Raw genomic sequence first — 17,602 nt, forward strand, 5'->3', positions numbered from 1 at the left:
GGGTGCCGCTGTGGGGCGGGCGGACCCGGCGGGCTGGTTCCGGACGGGGAGTAGGGCCCGTTTCCGGGCGGCGGGCAGGGGTTCTCGGAGATCAGCACGGCGGTGGCACCGCCCGGGGAGCCGCCCCCGGCGGAGAGGGTGGCGGCCTGCGACAGGACGGAGGCACCCGGTGCCGAGGAGGCGCCGGCCATGGCCGGCGCCCTCGGATGCCGGGGTCTTCGCCGCTCCGAGTCGATCTCCGCCACCACCGTGGCGCCGAGCAGCGCCCGCGGGACCGAGTCGGTGAGCAGCGTCGGGGAGCCGCGGCCGTCGTAGGCGGCGAGCGCCGCCCGCACGGCCTCCTTCCCGAGCCACACCGCCGAACCCTCGTCCCCGACGAGCCAGCCGTAGCCGTCCGCGCGCTGCACGATCGTCCCGTCGTTGATGACCGCCGCGCCGGCGCCCGTGCCGGAGAACACCACGATGCCCTTGGGCTCGCTGGTTCCGGCGGCGAACGCCACCGCGATATCGGTCACCACCGCGGGAGAGCCGCGCAGGCCCGCGGCCTGCCATGCCTGCCGCGCCGCCGCGACGGCGGCGGGGCGGCCGGCCGAGCCCGCCCCGGCGATCCCGAAGACGCCGGTGAGGATGTGGGTGCGGTCCAGGTCCCCGAGCGCTTCCCGCAGGGCGGTGGTCAGCGCCCCCGCGGTGTCGCCTCCGGAGTTGGGGTTGGCCCCGGGGCCGGTGCCGGAACCGGCCAGGGCACCCCCGAGCGTCAGCACGACGCAGCGGGTCTTCGTGCCACCCGCGTCGATACCGACCACGTAAGGACCGGCCAAATGGGTCAACACATGGCGACCGTAGCCTTTTCTACCGTTGACGTGACATCCTGCGCGTAAGAAAATTTCCATCATGAGGAAACCCATCGGCTCCGAACGGAGCCCTGAGCAGCACCCCGATCGGGGGATCATCGGGGAGTCCGGTGCGCCACGTGACGAGGCGGCCCAGCAGGGCGACCGGGACACCACGCCGCTGAGCACCGTGGTGCGGGTCCGCTCGCTGCTCCCCTCGCTGCCCCCCGCCGAACGACGCGTCGCCCAGCGCGTCATCGACGACCCCGAGGGGGTCGCCAATTCCACCATCACCGAACTCGCCCAGGCCTGCGGCACGTCGGAGACCACGGTCATCCGGTTCTGCCGGGCGATCGGGTTCCACGGCTACCCGGAGCTGCGGCTGACGCTCGCCACCGAGGCGGGACGAGCCCAGAGCGCCTCCGGCGGACGGGTCATCGGCAGCGACATCAGCCCCGACGACTCGCTCGAACAGATCGTGGAGAAGGTGACCTTCGCCGATGCCCGAGCCGTCGAGGAGACCGCTTCCCAGCTCGACATCAAGATGCTCGAACAGGTCGTGGACGCGGTCGTCGCCGCGGACCGGGTCGACGTCTACGGCGTCGGCGCCAGCGCGTTCGTCGCGGCCGACTTCCAGCAGAAGCTCCACCGGATCGGGCGGGTCTGCTCGGCCTGGGCGGACGCCCACATCATGCTCACCAGCGCCGCGGTGCTGGGAAGCGGCGACGTGGCGCTCGGCATCTCGCACACCGGCGCGACGGTCGAGGTCATCGACGCGCTGGAGGTCGCCAAGACCCAGGGGGCCAAGACCGTCGCGCTCACCAACTTCCCCAAGTCCCCGATAGCGGAGGTGGCCGACCTGATACTGACGACCGCGGCGCGGGAGACGACCTTCCGCTCCGGCGCCACCGCGAGCCGGCTGGCGCAGCTCACGGTGGTCGACTGCGTCTTCGTCGGAGTGGCGCAGCGCACCTACGGGCCGACCCGCAAGGCCCTGGAAGCCACGTTCGAGGCGGTCCGCGGCCGGACCGTGCGACCCGACCGGAGGCGTCGGTGATCGATTGCGAGCTGCCCACCGAGGGACGGAACCCCCGGACCCTCGACGTCGACATGCTGCCGACCCTGGAGGTGCTGCGCCTGATCAATTCCGAGGACGCGACGGTTCCGATGGTCGTGGCCTCCGTCCTGCCCGAGGTCGCGATGCTGGTCGACCTGTCGGTCGACTCGCTGCGCGGGGGCGGGCGCGTCCACTACTTCGGCGCCGGCACGTCGGGCCGGCTCGCGGTGATCGACGCCGCCGAGCTGCCTCCGACGTTCGGCATCTGGGGCCGAGTGGTGGCCCACCACGCCGGCGGGCCCGGCGCGCTGTCCCAGGCGATCTCCGACGTGGAGGACGACACCGAGCTCGGCCGGCGGGACGCGCACGACGTCCAGCCCGGCGACGTCGCCATCGGCATCGCGGCGAGCGGCCGCACCCCCTACGTGGTGGGCGCGCTGCGCGCCGCGGCCGCCGTGGGGGCCCGCACGGCGCTGATCAGCTGCAACCCGCACACGCCGTACGGGGACGAGGTGGAGGTGCACATCGGCCTCGCCACCGGGCCCGAGGTGATCAGCGGGTCCACGCGGATGAAGGCGGGCACCGCGACCAAGCTGGTGCTCAACTCCTTCTCCACCACGCTGATGATCAGGATGGGGCGCACCTACTCCAACCTGATGGTCAGCGTGAACGCGCTGAACTCCAAGTTGCGCGCCCGGCTGGTGCGCATCCTCACCGAGGCGACGGGGATGGACGCCTGCACCTGTGAGAACGCGCTGAACGAGGCGGGGGGGAACACCCGCGTGGCGCTGGTCTCGCTGCTCGGCGAGGTCCCCGCGGCGACCGCGACGACGGTCCTCGAAGAGACCGACGGCGGTGTCCGCGAGGCTCTGCAGCGCCTGCGATCGGCATGACCGGAAAGGGCCGGTGAGCGGCGGTGGACCGCCGCCGACCGACGACGGACGGACCGGCGGGGGAGACGCCGGCCGATGGGGGTCCGTGATCACGCGCCGCCGGCGCGGACCGGCCGTGTGATCACGGACACACGCCCCCGGAGACGCGGGCGGTCGGCAGAACGTGATTCGGAGATTGCGTCCGCAATCGCCTACGATCGGGCCGTGCCCGATGAAGAGCCCGATGACAGGACCGTGACCGTCAAGGCCGTGATCACCGACTGGGGCGGCGTGCTGACGTCCCCGCTGGCCGACGCGATCGACGTGTGGCTCGCCGCCGACCGCATCGACGTCGCGCACTACAAGGACGTGATGCGCGCCTGGGTGAAGCAGGCCTACAACGGCACCGAGACCAACCCGATCCACGGGCTGGAGGACGGCTCGATGCCCGTCGAGGAGTTCGAGCGGCTCCTGGCCGCCGAACTGCTCACCGTCGAGGGCGGCCCGGTGGAGGCCGCCGGGCTGATCGCCCGCATGTTCGGCGCGTTCAGCCCCGTCCAGCCGATGTACGACGCGCTCCGCGTGGCCCGCGCCGCCGGGACCCGTACCGCGCTGCTGTCGAACTCGTGGGGCAACGAGTACCCCCGCGACCTGTTCGCCGGCCTCTTCGACGCCGTCGTCATCTCCTGCGAGGTCGGGATGCGCAAGCCCGACGAGCGGATCTTCCGGCACGCCCTCGACCTGCTCGGCCTGGACGCCGCGGAATGCGTCTTCATCGACGACATCGAGCACAACATCCGCGCCGCCGAGCGGCTCGGCATCCGCGGCATCCACCACACCGCGCCCGACACGACGATCGCCGAACTGCGCGAGCTGAACCTGATGCCCTGACGGTCTGGCAGACTTGCTGCTCGTCATGCGCGTCTACCTGCCGTCCACGCTCACGCTCCTCGCCGGCGTCCACGCCGCGAAGGAGATCGGTCCCGCACCGCTCAGCGCCCACGCGGTCACGCCCGCGCTGCGCGAGTGGTACGCGGGCGGCGACCTGGAGGAGCTGGAGTACGCGGCGCTGTCCGCCGCCGCCCGCGCCTCGCTGCGCCTGCTCGCCGCCGACCCCGCCGCGCCGCGCCGCCGCGTGGTGATCGCCGCCGAGATGCCCGACGACCAGGTCGGCTGGGCCCCGGGCGGGCTGGACGGCGACGACCGGGCCCTGGTCGCGCTGTCCGCGGCCGTCCCGTGGAAGCGGATCGCCTCCGGCCACGTGGACGACGAGGACGCCGCCGCCGACGTCGCGGCCGCCGCGGACGCCCTCCCCGCCGCCGACGCCGGCGACGAGGACGCCCGGTTCACCGTGGACGGCGCCGAGGGCAACGACCTCCTCTGGTACGCCACGCAGGAACTCCCTCACCTCCTCGCCTGACCCGGCGTCGCCGGAGCAGCAGGCGGGACGGTAGCCGCCGGGTGCGGGCGGGTAGGTCCACGGCAGTCGACAAAGCCGTCGGATCGCCAGGGAGTCGTCAATGGACGCCGTCACCACCGTGCCGGTACCGAGGAACGAACCGGTCAAGGGCTACGCGCCTGGCAGCCCGGAACGGGCCGCGCTCGAAGCCAAGATCAAGGAACTCGGCGGCGCGCAGACCGAGCTGACCATGACCATCGGGGGCGAGCGGCGGATGGGGGCCGGGACGCCGGTCGACGTCGTCGAGCCCCACAACCACGGGCACGTCCTCGGCCGGATGGGCAACGCCACCGAGCCGGACGTGGCCGAGGCGATCGCGGCGGCGCGGGAGGCCGCGCCCGCGTGGCGGGCGATGCCCTTCGAGGACCGGGCCGCGATCTTCCTGCGGGCCGCCGACCTGCTCGCCGGGCCGTGGCGGTCCACGGTGAACGCCGCCACGATCCTCGGGCAGTCCAAGTCCGTGCAGCAGGCCGAGATCGACGCCGCCTGCGAGCTGATCGACTTCCTGCGGTTCAACGTCCGCTACGCCGAGCAGATCCACGAGATCCAGCCGCTGTCGCCCCCGGGCGTGTGGAACCGGCTGGAGTACCGGCCGCTGGAGGGGTTCGTCCTCGCCATCACCCCGTTCAACTTCACCGCGATCGCCGGGAACCTGCCGACCGCGCCCGCGCTGATGGGCAACGTCGTGGTGTGGAAGCCGTCCCCGACCCAGCAGCTCGCCGCGCACCACACGATGCGGCTGCTGGAGGTCGCCGGGCTCCCGCCCGGGGTGGTCAACCTGGTGACGGGGGACGGGGAGGCCGTCTCCAAGGTGGCGCTGCGCCACCCCGACCTGGCGGGCCTGCACTTCACCGGTTCGGTGCGGACCTTCCAGAACCTCTGGCGGGCGATCGGGGAGAACATCTCCGGATACCGGGGCTACCCGCGGATCGTCGGTGAGACCGGCGGCAAGGACTTCGTCGTCGCGCACCCGTCCGCGGACCCGGCGGTGCTGAAGACGGCCCTCGTCCGCGGCGCCTTCGAGTACCAGGGGCAGAAGTGCTCCGCCGCGTCCCGCGCCTACGTTCCGCGCTCCGTCTGGGACCGGATCCGCGACGACTTCTGCGCCGAGGCCGAGTCCCTCACCATGGGCAACGTCGCCGAGGACCTGTCGCTGTTCATGGGCGCGGTCATCGACGAGCGCGCGTTCGCCAAGCACCGCGCGGCGATCGAGCGGGCGCGCGGCATCGGCAGCATGAAGATCCTCACCGGCGGCGAGCTGGACGACTCGCAGGGCTACTTCGTCCGGCCGACCGTCCTGGAGTCGTCGGACCCGGACGACGAGATCTTCACCAAGGAGTACTTCGGCCCGATCATCGGCGTCCACGTCTACGACGACGGCGACTACGACACCGTCCTGAACCAGATGGAGCGCGTCTCCGAGTACGCCCTGACCGGCGCGATCATCGCCGAGGACCGCGCCGCCGCCGCGGCCGCCACGCACGCGCTCCGCTTCGCCGCCGGGAACTTCTACATCAACGACAAGCCGACCGGCTCGATCGTCGGCCAGCAGCCGTTCGGCGGTGCCCGCGCGTCCGGCACCAACGACAAGGCCGGCTCGGTGTTCAACCTCACCCGCTGGACGAGCGCCCGCTCGATCAAGGAGTCGTTCGTCCCGCCGACCGACCACCGCTACCCCCACATGGGCACCTGACCAGCCGCGGCGGACGCCCGCCCGGGCGCGGTTGCGGACGGCGCCCGGGACGCCGGACGATAAGCTCGCCTCGCCGCTCCGGTGGGGCGGGCCGGTGCCGGGGCGCCGCCCGTCCACGTTCAACCAACCGCGCATGGGAACGGGATGTCGACACTGAACCGTCTGGTGCTGTGGAACATCGATAACACGCTGGTCGACGTCGGGCGGGTCACCCGGGACGCCTACGCCGAGGCGTTCCAGCGGACCATCGGACGCCCGCTCCTCCGCCTCGCGCCCACCCCCGGCCGCACCGAGTCCGAGATCATCTTCGAGACGCTCGCGTTCAACGACGTCGTCACCACCGACGACCACCTCCCCGCCTTCTTCGACGCGCTCACCGAGGCGTTCGCGTCGCGCCGCGCCGACCTGCGCGACCACGGCCGCGTCCTGGCCGGCGCCCGCGAGGCGGTCGAGGCGCTCGCCCACGTCCCGGGCGCCGCCCAGTCCGTCCTGACCGGCTCCCTCCGGCCGAACGCGGTCCTGAAGGTCGGCGAGCTCGGCCTCGCCGGCCACCTCGACCTGGAAAGCGGCGGCTACGAGAACGGCGTCTACAGCAAGGCCGCGCTCCTGGAACTGGCCCGGACCCGCTCCGGCGAACGCCACGGCACCGCCTACCCCGAGTCGGCCACCGTCTACATCGCCGACTCTCCGCGCGACGTCCAGGCCGCACGCATCGCCGGCTCCCCGATCATCGCCGTCGCCACCGGCAGCGCCACCGAGGCCGAACTCCGCGCCGCCGGCGCCGACCACGTCCTGGCCACGCTCGCCGACACCCGGGCGGTCGTGAGCGCCGTCGCCGACCTCACCCGCATGTGAGATGGCGTCTCGCGATGTGGGGGCGCATGATGATTCCGGGTGGCGGTATGTGAGGATCCGGATGGCGGCGCGCTGTGGGCGCGGCGGGGAGGGAGAGAGATGACCCGTGGGGTTTCGGAGAGTTCGACGCTGTGGGAGCCGTCGGAGGAGGTCGTCGCCGGCGCGCGGGTGACCCGCTTCGTCCACTGGCTCGGGGAGCGGGGCGTGCTCGCGGAGACCTACGACGACCTCTGGCGCTGGTCCGTCACGGAGGTGGACGCGTTCTGGGACGCGATCTGGTCGTACTTCGAGGTCGTCGGCGAGCGCGGCGACGGCCCCGTCCGGACGGGCGGGCCCATGCCGGTGGACGGCCTGAAGTGGTTCCCCGGCGCGACGCTCAACTACGCCGCGAACGCGCTGCGCCGCGCCGACGAGACCCCGGACGAGACCGCGGTAGTCTTCCGCTCGGAGGCGGGCGGGCACCGCGTGCTGTCCTACCGGGAACTGGCCATGCACGTCGCGGAGGTCCGCGCGGGCCTGGCCGACCTCGGCGTCGGCAGGGGCGACCGTGTCGCCGCCTACATCCCCAACATTCCCGAAGCGCTGATCTGCTTCCTGGCCACGGCCTCGCTGGGCGCGGTCTGGTCGTCGTGCTCCCCGGACTTCGGCTCCTCCTCGGTGATCGACCGCTTCGCGCAGATCGAGCCGAAGGTCCTGGTCGCCGTGGACGGCTACGCCTACAACGGCAAGCGGTTCGACCGGCGCGGGATCGTCGGCGAGATCGAGGCCGCGCTGCCGAGCCTGGCCGCGACCGTCCTGATCCCCTACCTCGACCCCGCCGCGACGCCCGACGGCCTGCGCGTGGGCGTCCACTACGGCGACCTGCCCCGTCCCGACCGCGACACCCTGGAGTTCGAGGACGTCCCGTTCGACCACCCTCTGTGGGTCGTCTACTCGTCCGGCACCACCGGCCTGCCCAAGCCGATCGTCCACGGCCACGGCGGTGTCATCCTCGAACACCTCAAGGCACTGTCCTTCCACCAGGACCTCGGCCCAGAGGACGTCTTCTTCTGGTTCACCACCACCGGCTGGATGATGTGGAACTACCTCATCGGCGGCCTGCTGGTGGGGTCCACCATCGTCATGTACGACGGTGCCCCACTCGACCTGTGGACGCTCGCCGCCGACAACGGCGTGACGTACATGGGCGTGGGCGCGCCCTACATCACGGCCTCCGCCAAGGTGGGCCTGCGCCCCGGTGAGCAACACGACCTTTCCGCGCTGCGCGGCATCGGCTCCACCGGCTCCCCGCTGCCGCCCGAAGGGTTCGCCTGGGTGTACGACGCCGTCGCGCAGGACCTCCTGCTCGGGTCGTTCTCCGGCGGCACCGACCTGTGCACGGGCTTCGTCGGCCCCTCCCCGCTGCTGCCGCTGCGCGCCGGCGTCATCCAGTGCCGCGGCCTCGGCGCCAAGGTCGAGGCGTTCGGCGACGACGGCGCCCCCGTGACCGGCGAGGTCGGCGAACTCGTCATCACCGAGCCCATGCCGTCGATGCCGGTCCGCTTCTGGAACGACGAGAGCGGCGAGCGCTACCGCGAGTCCTACTTCGACATGTACCCGGGCGTGTGGCGGCACGGCGACTGGGTCAAGATCCTCCCGGACGGCGGCTGCGTCATCTACGGCCGCTCCGACTCGACGCTGAACCGCGGCGGCGTCCGCATGGGCACGTCCGACTTCTACCGCGTCGTCGAGGCGTTCGAGGAGATCACCGACAGCCTCGTCATCGACACCGGCCGCCTCGGCGAGGAGGGCCGCCTGCTCCTCTACGTCCAGCTCGCGGAGGACACGTCCCTCACCGGCGACCTGCTGGACAGGCTGAAGCGCGAGATCCGCTCGTCGCTGTCACCGCGGCACGTCCCGGACGAGATCCAGGCCGTCCCCGGCATCCCCCGCACCCTGTCGGGAAAGAAGCTGGAGGTCCCCGTCCGCAAGATCCTCCAGGGCACCCCGGTCGACAAGGCCGCCAACCGCGACTCCATGGCCAACCCCGAGATCCTCACCCACTTCACCCCGTAGGCCCGCTCGTCTCCAAGGATCAGCGGGTGCGGGAGGAGGCGTAGGCGAGGATGTCGCGGCGGCGGTAGAGGCGGCGGACCCGGCCGCCGCCGAGGGGCTCGACCCTGGCGGGGTCGGGCCATCCGGCTGGTGGACGTTTGGGGTACACGGTGACGCTTGTCTGGGCCAGGCCGAGGATGCGGGCGGCGTCGGCCAGGGTGATCAGGTCGTCCGGGTCCTCTTCGGGTGGACGTTCCTCGTAGGCGGTGTACCAGGCGACCCAGGCGGCTTCGTCCCAGTACAGGGCCTTGCCCGAGCGGTGCGCGGCGTCGGGGTGGCCGTTGGCCGCACGGTCGGCCCAGAGCTGCTTGAGGCGGTGACGGCTGACGTCGTGGCGGGCGGCCAGCTGGTCGCGGGTGACGAGGCCCGGCGGGACGTCCCCGGAACCGCGCGCGGCGTACCACCGGTCCCAGGCCCCGGCGTCCCAGGCGAGCTGGGAGCCGACCGTCCCGGCCGGTTCGGGGTGGCCGTTGGACGCGCGCTCGCGGAACCACTTCTCCAGCGTGCTGCGTCCCAGCCCGTGGACCTCCATCAGCTCGGCGCGCGTGTAGACGCGGCGGCCGTCGAGCATCGTCATGTCATCAAGTTTCGCTTGTGTGACACGTTCAGTCCTTATGTCGCTGGGCATGTGACGGCACTAAGGTTGGACCCCCCCGTCAAACGTGTCCGAACGGAAGCGGCGGCCAGATCACGCTGTATTGGCGTATGGCGGGGTGAACTTCCCACGGGTCTCGCGCGTCACACAGTCGGAGGGTGATCCGGGTCCCGGGCAGGACTCGTCGATCTAGAGAGGGACGGTTCGACGCATGGAGGTTGGGGCGCTGCGGTCCGGAGACCCGGACCGGCTCGGTCCGTACGCCCTGATCGGCCGGGTCGGCGAGGGCGGCCAGGGAACCGTGTTCCTGGGCACCGACGAGGACGGTCGGCAGGTCGCGATCAAGCTCCTGCACGCGGAGCTGACGTCCGACGACAAGGCCCGCGCCCGGTTCCTCCGGGAGCTGGAAGTCGCCAAGCAGGTCGCGCCCTTCTGCACCGCCCAGATCCTCGACGCCGACGTCGACGGCGACCGGCCCTACATCGTCAGCGAGTACGTCCGGGGACCGTCACTGAACCAGCAGGTGCTGGAGGACGGCCCGCTCGGCGGCGCGGCGCTGGACCGGCTCGCGGTCGGCACCGCGACGGCCCTGTCGGCGATCCACCAGGCGAAGATCGTCCATCGTGACTTCAAGCCGCACAACGTGCTGCTCGGCCCGGACGGCCCGCGGGTCATCGACTTCGGGGTGGCGCGGGCCATCAGTGGCGGCACCACGCTCACCAGCCGGGTCATCGGAACCCCGTCCTACATGTCGCCCGAGCAGATCGCGGGCGACGAGGTCGGCACGCCGTCCGACGTGTTCTGCTGGGCGGCCACGCTGGTGTTCGCCGCGACGGGGGGATCGCCGTTCGGCCAGGACACCATCCCCGCCGTGATCAACCGGATCCTCCACGAGGAGCCCGACCTCGGCGACCTGCGGGGCCCGCTGCGCGCGCTGGTGCTCGACTGCCTGGAGAAGGCGCCCGAGGACAGGCCGGGCGCGCGGCAGGTGCTGATGCGGCTGCTCGGCCACGAGGAGGTCTCGCGGACGGAGTCGGACGTGCCCGCCGCGCGCCCGTCCGGCGGCACCGACGAGACCGCGATGCTCGCCGCCGGCTCCGTCCGCGCCGCCGAGACGGGCGACGAGGACGAGGTCTTCGAGCCCGGTCCGGTGTCCGGCGACGCCACCGACGACTACCCCGTCTTCCGGAACCCGGAGGCGCCCGCCGCGGCGGCCGCGCTCCGCGGCGCCGCGACGGACGACCTGGACGGCGACCGCGGCTTCGCGGGGCGGGGCGGCGCCGCTGACGAGACCGACGCGACCGGGTTCGAGCCGGGTCTTCACCCGTCGCCCGCCGCCTGGTCCGCCGGCGACACGCTGCCGCCCGATCTCGCCGGCGGCGGGGAGCGGCGCGGGCTCCGGGAGAGGGTCGCCGGCTCGGGTCGCCAGGCCGTGCTCGCGGGCGCGGCCGCGCTGTTCGTGGCGATCGTCGTGGTCTCCTCCGTCCTCGCGCTCAGCGCCGGCGACAACGGCAAGGCCGGGCGGAAGGTCAGCGACCCGAGCGCCCCGCCCGCGTCGTCCGAGGCCGTGCCGAGCACGTCGGCGCCGGAGACGAGCGAGGAACCCGTCGAGCAGGCACCGGTCACCCCCTCCTACAGCTCGCCCGCGGACAGCGGCACGCCCACCGGGAGCCCGGGGCCGACCGGCGGCACGCCTACCGGCACGCCCACCGGTCCGACGTCCCCGCCGACGGACGACTCACCGCCGCCGACCGACGACGACCCGCCCACGGACGGCCCGGACGACCCGCCGACCGACGGCCCGGACGACCCGCCGACCAACCCGGAGAACCCCGGCACGGGCGGCGGCGGCGGCGCCGGCGGCGGCTGACGCCTCCTCGCGGTGGTGGAACCGGCGCCGGGACGGCGTTCCGGGGACCGCCGCGCGTGTCGCGCGGCCGCGGCTGCGCCGGGTTCGGCGATCACCATGAGGGACGACGTATCGCCTGGCAGGGTGGGATACGCCACGCAGACCTCGCGGCCGGGCAGGTCGGCTTTGCGCCGATTCCTGGTTACGCTGGCGCGTGAGCGGCGCCACAACGAGGTGGCGAAGGGTCTCTAGGGGAGTTGTTGATGAGCGGCATGCTCGATTCGGCGAAGGACGACCTGCTCAGGCGGGCCGCGGAGACGTGCACGCAGCGCCCGGGGGTGCGCGGCCTCGACGTCGAGGAAGCCCTCGCCTACCTCCGGCTCTACTACCGGCACGTCGCCCGCGAGGACCTCGCCACCAGGGACCCGGCCGACATCTGCGGTCCCGCCCTGGCGCACCGGGCGCTCGGCGAGGAACGGCCCCAGGGCCGCGCCAAGGTGCGGGTCTTCACCCCGACGCTGGACGAGTACGGCTGGGACCCCGGCCACACCGTGGTGCAGGTCGTCACCGACGACATGCCGTTCCTGGTCGACTCGGTCACGATGGAGCTGACCCGGCACCAGCTTGCCGCCCACCTGATCGTCCACCCCCTGCTGGGCGTCGACCGCGACGTCGCGGGCCGCCTGAAGGCGTTCCGCGGCAAGCTCGACAGCGACACCGACATCGACGAGTCGTGGATCCACATCGAGGTGGACCGCACCAGCGACCGCGCCGTCCTGGACGACCTGGAGCGCGACCTGCTGCGCGTCCTGCAGGACGTGCGGGTCGCGTTCGAGGACGAGCCGAAGATGCGCGCCCGCGCCGGTGAGATCGCCGCCGCCATCCGGGAGTCCGCGCCGCCGCTGCCGGACAAGGAGCTCGCCGAAGGCGTCGAGCTGCTCGACTGGCTGGTGACCGGGCACTTCACGTTCCTCGGCTACCGCGACTACACGCTCACCGAGGGCGGGACCGCCCTGCGCCCGGAGGCCGGCACCGGCCTCGGCATCCTGCGCAGCGACAAGCGCGAGTCCGACAGCTTCGCCGCGCTGCCGCCCGAGGTTCGCGAGAAGGCGACCGAGAAGCACCTGCTCGTCCTGACCAAGGCGAACTCGCGTTCCACCGTGCACCGCCCCCTGTACCTGGACTACATCGGGGTGAAGAAGTTCGACGAGTCCGGCGCCGTCGTCGGCGAGCGGCGGTTCCTCGGCCTGTTCACCCACGTCGCCTACAGCGAGTCGATCGCGCACGTCCCCGTCCTCAAGCGCAAGCTGGCCGAGGTGCTGGAACTCGCCGGGTTCACCCCCGACAGCTACGACGGCCAGGACCTCGTCGAGATACTGGAGAGCTACCCACGCGACGAGCTGTTCCAGATCTCCGTCGACGACCTGCTGCAGATCTCGCTCGGCGTGCTGCGGCTGCGCGAGCGCCGCCAGCTGCGGCTGTTCCTGCGCAAGGACCTGTACGGCCGCTACATGTCGTGCATGGTGTACCTGCCGCGCGACCGGTACACCACCAAGGTCCGGCTGCGTATCCAGGGCCTGCTGAAGGACGCGTTCGAGGGCGTCAGCGTCGACTACAGCGCGAACGTCACCGAGTCGCTGCTGGCGCGGCTGCACGTCGTCGTCCGCGGCGAGCGCGGCCACCCGCTGCCCGACGTGGATGTGAGCGACCTGGAGGCGCGGCTCGCCGCCGCCACCCGCTCCTGGGCCGACGACCTGGCCGACGCGATCGTCGAGCAGTGCGGAGAGGAACGTTCCGGAACCCTCGGCCGCCGGTACTGGGACGCCTTCCCCGAGGGCTACAAGGCCGACTTCCCGGCCCGCACCGCGGTGGCCGACCTGCGCCGCCTCGAAGACCTCGGCGACGACGCGGACACCTCGATCAACCTGTACGAGCCGTACAGCGCCGAGCCGGGCGAGCGCCGGATGAAGATCTACCGGCTGGGCGAGCCGATCTCCCTGTCGCGGATGCTGCCGCTGCTGCACAACATGGGCGTCGAGCTGATCGACGAGCGGCCCTACGAGATCAGCCCGTCCGACGGGCGGCGGTTCTGGATCTACGACCTGGGACTGCGCTACGTGCCGCCCGCCGACGTCCCCGAGGCCGCCGTCAAGGGCCTGTTCCAGGAGGCGTTCACCCGCCTGTGGAACGGCGAGATCGAGAACGACGGCTTCAACGCCCTCGTCCTGCACGTCGGGCTCAACTGGTGGCAGGCGATGATCCTGCGCGCCTACGCCCTGTACCTGCGCCAGACCGGCACGACGTTCTCCAAGCGCTACATCGAGCAGGTGCTGCTGCGCAACGCGTCGATCACGCGGCTCATCGTCCGGCTGTGGGAGAGCCGCCTCGACCCGGCGATCGCGGGCGGTGAGGACGAGCGCAGCGCCGGGATCACCGAGGAGATCCAGGGCAAGCTGGACGACGTCGCCAGCCTCGACGAGGACCGCATCCTGCGCGCCTACCTGGCGCTCGTCCAGGCGACCCTGCGCACCAACCACTACCAGGGCAAGCCGTACCTGGCGATGAAGTTCGACCCGCAGGCCATCCCCGACCTGCCCGAGCCCAGGCCGACCTACGAGATCTTCGTGTACTCGCCGAAGGTCGAGGGCGTGCACCTGCGGTTCGGGTCGGTGGCGCGCGGCGGCCTGCGCTGGTCGGACCGGCGCGAGGACTTCCGCACCGAGATCCTCGGCCTGGTCAAGGCGCAGGCCGTGAAGAACACCGTGATCGTCCCGGCGGGCGCGAAGGGCGGCTTCGTCGGCAAGCAGCTCCCCGACCCGTCCGTGGACCGGGAGGCGTGGCAGAAGGCCGGCATCGCCTGCTACAAGGACTTCATCTCCGGCCTGCTCGACCTGACCGACAACCTCGTGGACGGCAAGGTCGTCCCGCCGCCGGACGTCGTCCGCCACGACGGCGACGACACCTACCTGGTCGTCGCCGCAGACAAGGGGACCGCGACGTTCTCCGACCTCGCCAACGAGGTCGCCGCGGAGTACGGCTTCTGGCTCGGGGACGCGTTCGCGTCCGGCGGCTCCGTCGGCTACGACCACAAGGGGATGGGCATCACCGCCCGCGGCGGCTGGGAGTCGGTGAAGTACCACTTCCGCTCGCTCGGCCGGGACGTCCAGAGCGAGGACTTCACCGCCGTCGGCGTCGGCGACATGTCCGGCGACGTGTTCGGGAACGGGATGCTGTTGTCCGAGCACACCCGGCTCGTCGCGGCGTTCGACCACCGGCACGTCTTCGTCGACCCCGACCCGGACGCGGCGGCGTCGTACGCCGAGCGCCGCCGCCTGTTCGAGCTGCCGCGCAGCAGCTGGGCCGACTACGACACCTCGCTGATCTCCAAGGGCGGCGGGGTGTTCCCCCGCACCGTCAAGTCGATCGCGGTGACCCCGCAGATGAGCGCGGCGCTCGGCATCGAGGACGGGGTGAAGTCGCTGACCCCGTTCGAGCTGATCAAGGCCGCCCTCAGGGCGCCGGTCGACCTGCTGTGGAACGGCGGCATCGGCACCTACGTCAAGTCGTCGATGGAGAGCAACGCCGACGTCGGCGACAAGGGCAACGACCCCGTCCGCGTCGACGGCGCCGACCTGCGCTGCCGGGTGGTCGGCGAGGGCGGCAACCTCGGGGTGACCCAGCTCGCCCGCATCGAGTTCGCCCGCAACGGCGGGCTCATCAACACCGACTTCATCGACAACTCCGCCGGCGTCGACACCTCCGACCACGAGGTCAACATCAAGATCCTGCTCGACCAGGCGGTCCGCGACGGCGAGCTGACCGGCAAGCAGCGCGAGAACCTGCTGTACGAGATGACCGACGAGGTCGGGCGGCTCGTCCTGCGCGACAACTACGCGCAGAACGTGGTGCTCGCCGCGTCCCGCGCGCAGGCGCCGGCGATGATGCACATCCACGCCCGCTACCTGCGCAAGCTCGAACGGGACGGACGGCTCCAGCGGCGCCTGGAGTTCCTGCCGGACGACAAGGCGCTCGCCGAGCGGCGGCAGTCCGGGCACGGGCTCACCGGCCCCGAGTTCGCCGTCCTGCTGGCCTACACCAAGCTCGCCCTCGACGACGACCTCGTCACCTCCGACCTCGCCGACGACCCCTACCTGGAGTCGTGGCTGGTCGACTACTTCCCGACGCCGCTGCGCGAGCGGTTCAGGGCGTACATGGACCGGCACCCGCTGCGCCGCGAGATCATCACCACCGCCGTGGTGAACGACGTGGTCAACGCCAGCGGCTCCACGTTCGTGTTCCGGATGAACGAGGAGACCGGCGCGTCGCCGTCCGACATCGCCCGCGCCTACCTGGTCGCCCGCGACGTGTTCGGCATGCCGCGGTTCTGGCAGTCGGTGGAGGGCCTGTCGCACCAGGTCGCCGAGTCCACGCAGATCGCGATGCTGCTGGAGGCGCGCAAGCTCACCGAGCGCGGCGCGCGCTGGCTGCTGCACAACCGGCGGCCCCCGTTCGACATCCGCGAGACGATCGACTTCTTCGCCGGCGGCGCGGCCACGCTGAGCGCCCACCTGTCGAAGCTGCTGGTCGGGCTGGACCTCGCCGCGTTCGAGCAGCGCCGGGACGGCTTCGCCGAGCGGGGCGTGCCGGACGAGCTGGCCGAGCAGTGCGCGACGTTCGTCCCCGCCTTCTCCACGTTCGACCTGGTGGGCATCGCCCACGACACCGGCCGCCCGGTGGAGGAGGCCGCCGAGGTCTACTTCGACCTCGCGGACCGGCTGCAGCTGTCCCGCCTGCGCGAACGCATCATCGCGCTGCCGCGCGACGACAAGTGGCGCTCGATGGCCCGCTCCGCGCTCCGCGACGACCTCTACACGGCGCACGCCGCGCTCACCCGGGACGTCCTGGTCACCAGCGAGCCCGGCGAGAACCCCGACGAGCGCATGCTCCACTGGGCGGACAAGAACAAGCCCGCCGTCCAGCGCGCCCAGCAGACGCTCAGCGAGATCTGGGAGAGCGACAGCTTCGACCTGGCGACCCTCTCCGTGGCCCTCGGCGCCATCCGCACTTTGGTGACGGCCAGCGCGCTTCCTGCGGACTGATGGTCAGCCGGTCTGAGTGAGGGGGACGGACTCGCCGAGGACGCGGACCTTGCCGCGTCAGTGGAGAGCGCCTACCCGCCGGGTGCCGGAAGGTCCCTGCTGCAGCGGTCAGAAGAGCGGGACCGCCCGGCACCCGACGGAGAACTGGGGCCCCTGCGGGGCTCGGCCTCGTCCGGTGTCGCTCAGTTCATCGGACGCTCACGGCCTTGCGGTACATGCCGTTGACCGTGGCGCGGCCCTCCGGCGGAACGGTGGCCAGGTACTGCACGAGGACGGTCGTGTCCATGCGCGTCCTGGAGGTCCTCGCCGGGGCCAGCCCGACCAGATCACCGCTCACGCCCAGCTTGCCCCGATTGGACGCGGAGTACGCCTCGTTCTGCTTAAGGACATACCAGACCAGGGCCCCGCGATCCTTGGTGCGGAGCGCGTAGACCGTGTAAGGAGCGGCGGAGAACCTGGACGACAGCGTCACACCCCGCCCGGCCAGCGTCTTCGCGCCCTGGGTCAGCGCCTTGTACGTCTCGCTGGTCTGCGGCCCGTCCGCGATGACGGACGCGTCCTCGGCGCGGGGCCCTTCGGTGAGCAGCGCGGCGTGCGCGGCCGGCAGCTTCCGCGGCGGGACGGCGAGGCCCTCGGCGTCCTGGGCGACGGGCGTGGCGTAGCCGTCCGGATCGAGCGCCACCCGGCTCAGCGGGTCGTCCCCCGGACGGGGGTCGGACGCCAGCAGCCACGGCGCCCCCGCCTTGGCCCGTGTGAACAGCATCGCGTGCCGCCGCGCCTGCTTCCCCTGACCCGTGACCGCACCGGCGGCGAACCACTGCGGATAACCGCCGAGCCGCGGGATGTAGAACGACGCCTCCCTGAACGCCAGCTTCGGTGCCGGCTGCCGCACGGCCCGCCGCATCCGGAGGGTCGCCGTGTCCATGGCCAGTTGCGGATCGGTCTCGATCGCGCGCAGCGCCCTCCGGTCGAACCGGCCGCCCGCCCGGTTCGCCCCCTCGGTGTAGGACGCCAGCACCTGCTGAGCCTGCGCCTTGCTGAGCGGTGGCGCGCCCCGCGGCTGTGCCGGATCGGCGGACGAGGCGTCGCCCGAGCATCCCGCGCTCAGCGCGGCGGCGAGCAGGCTGGACGAGAGAAGTGACGCGACGGCGAAGGTGCGTGCGGGCATACGGCCCCCCGAGTGCTGGCAGCGATCCGAA

General features: G+C 72.2%; 12 protein-coding genes. 9 read left to right on the forward strand and 3 right to left on the reverse strand.

Features of this window, described 5'->3' with window-relative positions; all coding sequences use genetic code 11:
• A partial coding sequence (locus E1281_RS15875) for a BadF/BadG/BcrA/BcrD ATPase family protein (protein WP_243716998.1) occupies positions 1–830 on the reverse strand: 830 nt, incomplete at its 3' end.
• A 190-nt stretch (positions 831–1,020) separates the two neighbouring features.
• Between E1281_RS15875 and E1281_RS15880 the strand changes: the two genes are divergently transcribed.
• The 7 genes from E1281_RS15880 to E1281_RS15910 all read left to right on the forward strand — a co-directional run bounded on the left by E1281_RS15880 (position 1,021) and on the right by E1281_RS15910 (position 8,821).
• Positions 1,021–1,887 (forward strand): MurR/RpiR family transcriptional regulator, encoded by an 867-nt coding sequence (locus tag E1281_RS15880; RefSeq protein WP_131878885.1) that lies wholly within the window; start codon positions 1,021–1,023, stop codon positions 1,885–1,887.
• On the forward strand, positions 1,884–2,780 hold the full coding sequence (locus tag E1281_RS15885; protein WP_131878846.1) for an N-acetylmuramic acid 6-phosphate etherase: 897 nt from the start codon (positions 1,884–1,886) through the stop codon (positions 2,778–2,780). The genes E1281_RS15880 and E1281_RS15885 overlap by 4 nt, the downstream gene beginning before the upstream one ends.
• A 204-nt stretch (positions 2,781–2,984) precedes the next feature.
• Positions 2,985–3,650 carry an HAD family phosphatase gene (locus E1281_RS15890; protein ID WP_243717000.1) on the forward strand — a complete coding sequence of 222 codons (666 nt, stop codon included), beginning with the start codon at positions 2,985–2,987 and terminating at the stop codon, positions 3,648–3,650.
• Between the two features lie 25 nt (positions 3,651–3,675).
• Positions 3,676–4,179: a hypothetical protein gene (locus tag E1281_RS15895; protein ID WP_131878887.1), complete on the forward strand. Its 504-nt coding sequence runs from the start codon at positions 3,676–3,678 to the stop codon at positions 4,177–4,179.
• Between the two features lie 100 nt (positions 4,180–4,279).
• On the forward strand, positions 4,280–5,911 hold the full coding sequence (gene pruA / locus E1281_RS15900) for an L-glutamate gamma-semialdehyde dehydrogenase (protein ID WP_131878850.1): 1,632 nt from the start codon (positions 4,280–4,282) through the stop codon (positions 5,909–5,911).
• 144 nt (positions 5,912–6,055) lie between these two features.
• The gene (locus E1281_RS15905) at positions 6,056–6,766 is read left to right on the forward strand and encodes a haloacid dehalogenase-like hydrolase (RefSeq protein ID WP_131878852.1); all 711 of its coding nucleotides are present in this window, start codon (positions 6,056–6,058) and stop codon (positions 6,764–6,766) included.
• Between the two features lie 99 nt (positions 6,767–6,865).
• Positions 6,866–8,821, forward strand: a complete 1,956-nt coding sequence (locus tag E1281_RS15910; protein WP_131878854.1) for an acetoacetate--CoA ligase — start codon at positions 6,866–6,868, stop codon at positions 8,819–8,821.
• Between the two features lie 19 nt (positions 8,822–8,840).
• On the opposite strand, the gene E1281_RS15915 is transcribed toward E1281_RS15910, so the two are convergent.
• Entirely contained in the window at positions 8,841–9,437 is a 597-nt protein-coding gene (locus E1281_RS15915; protein ID WP_131878856.1) for a hypothetical protein, read from the reverse strand.
• Between the two features lie 229 nt (positions 9,438–9,666).
• On the opposite strand from E1281_RS15915, the gene E1281_RS15920 reads away from it, so the two are divergent.
• Together E1281_RS15920 and E1281_RS15930 are read left to right on the forward strand one after the other, a co-directional pair.
• A complete protein-coding gene (locus tag E1281_RS15920; RefSeq protein ID WP_207943302.1) occupies positions 9,667–11,325 on the forward strand; it encodes a serine/threonine-protein kinase in 1,659 nt (552 codons plus the stop codon).
• A gap of 242 nt (positions 11,326–11,567) precedes the next feature.
• Positions 11,568–16,403 (forward strand): NAD-glutamate dehydrogenase, encoded by a 4,836-nt coding sequence (locus tag E1281_RS15930; RefSeq protein WP_131878860.1) that lies wholly within the window; start codon positions 11,568–11,570, stop codon positions 16,401–16,403.
• A 187-nt stretch (positions 16,404–16,590) separates the two neighbouring features.
• On the opposite strand, the gene E1281_RS15935 is transcribed toward E1281_RS15930, so the two are convergent.
• Positions 16,591–17,571 carry a hypothetical protein gene (locus E1281_RS15935; RefSeq protein ID WP_131878862.1) on the reverse strand — a complete coding sequence of 327 codons (981 nt, stop codon included), beginning with the start codon at positions 17,569–17,571 and terminating at the stop codon, positions 16,591–16,593.
• Between the last annotated feature and the right edge of the window lie 31 nt (positions 17,572–17,602).

It is taken from the genome of Actinomadura sp. KC345 (assembly GCF_004348515.1).
Classification (GTDB): domain Bacteria; phylum Actinomycetota; class Actinomycetes; order Streptosporangiales; family Streptosporangiaceae; genus Spirillospora.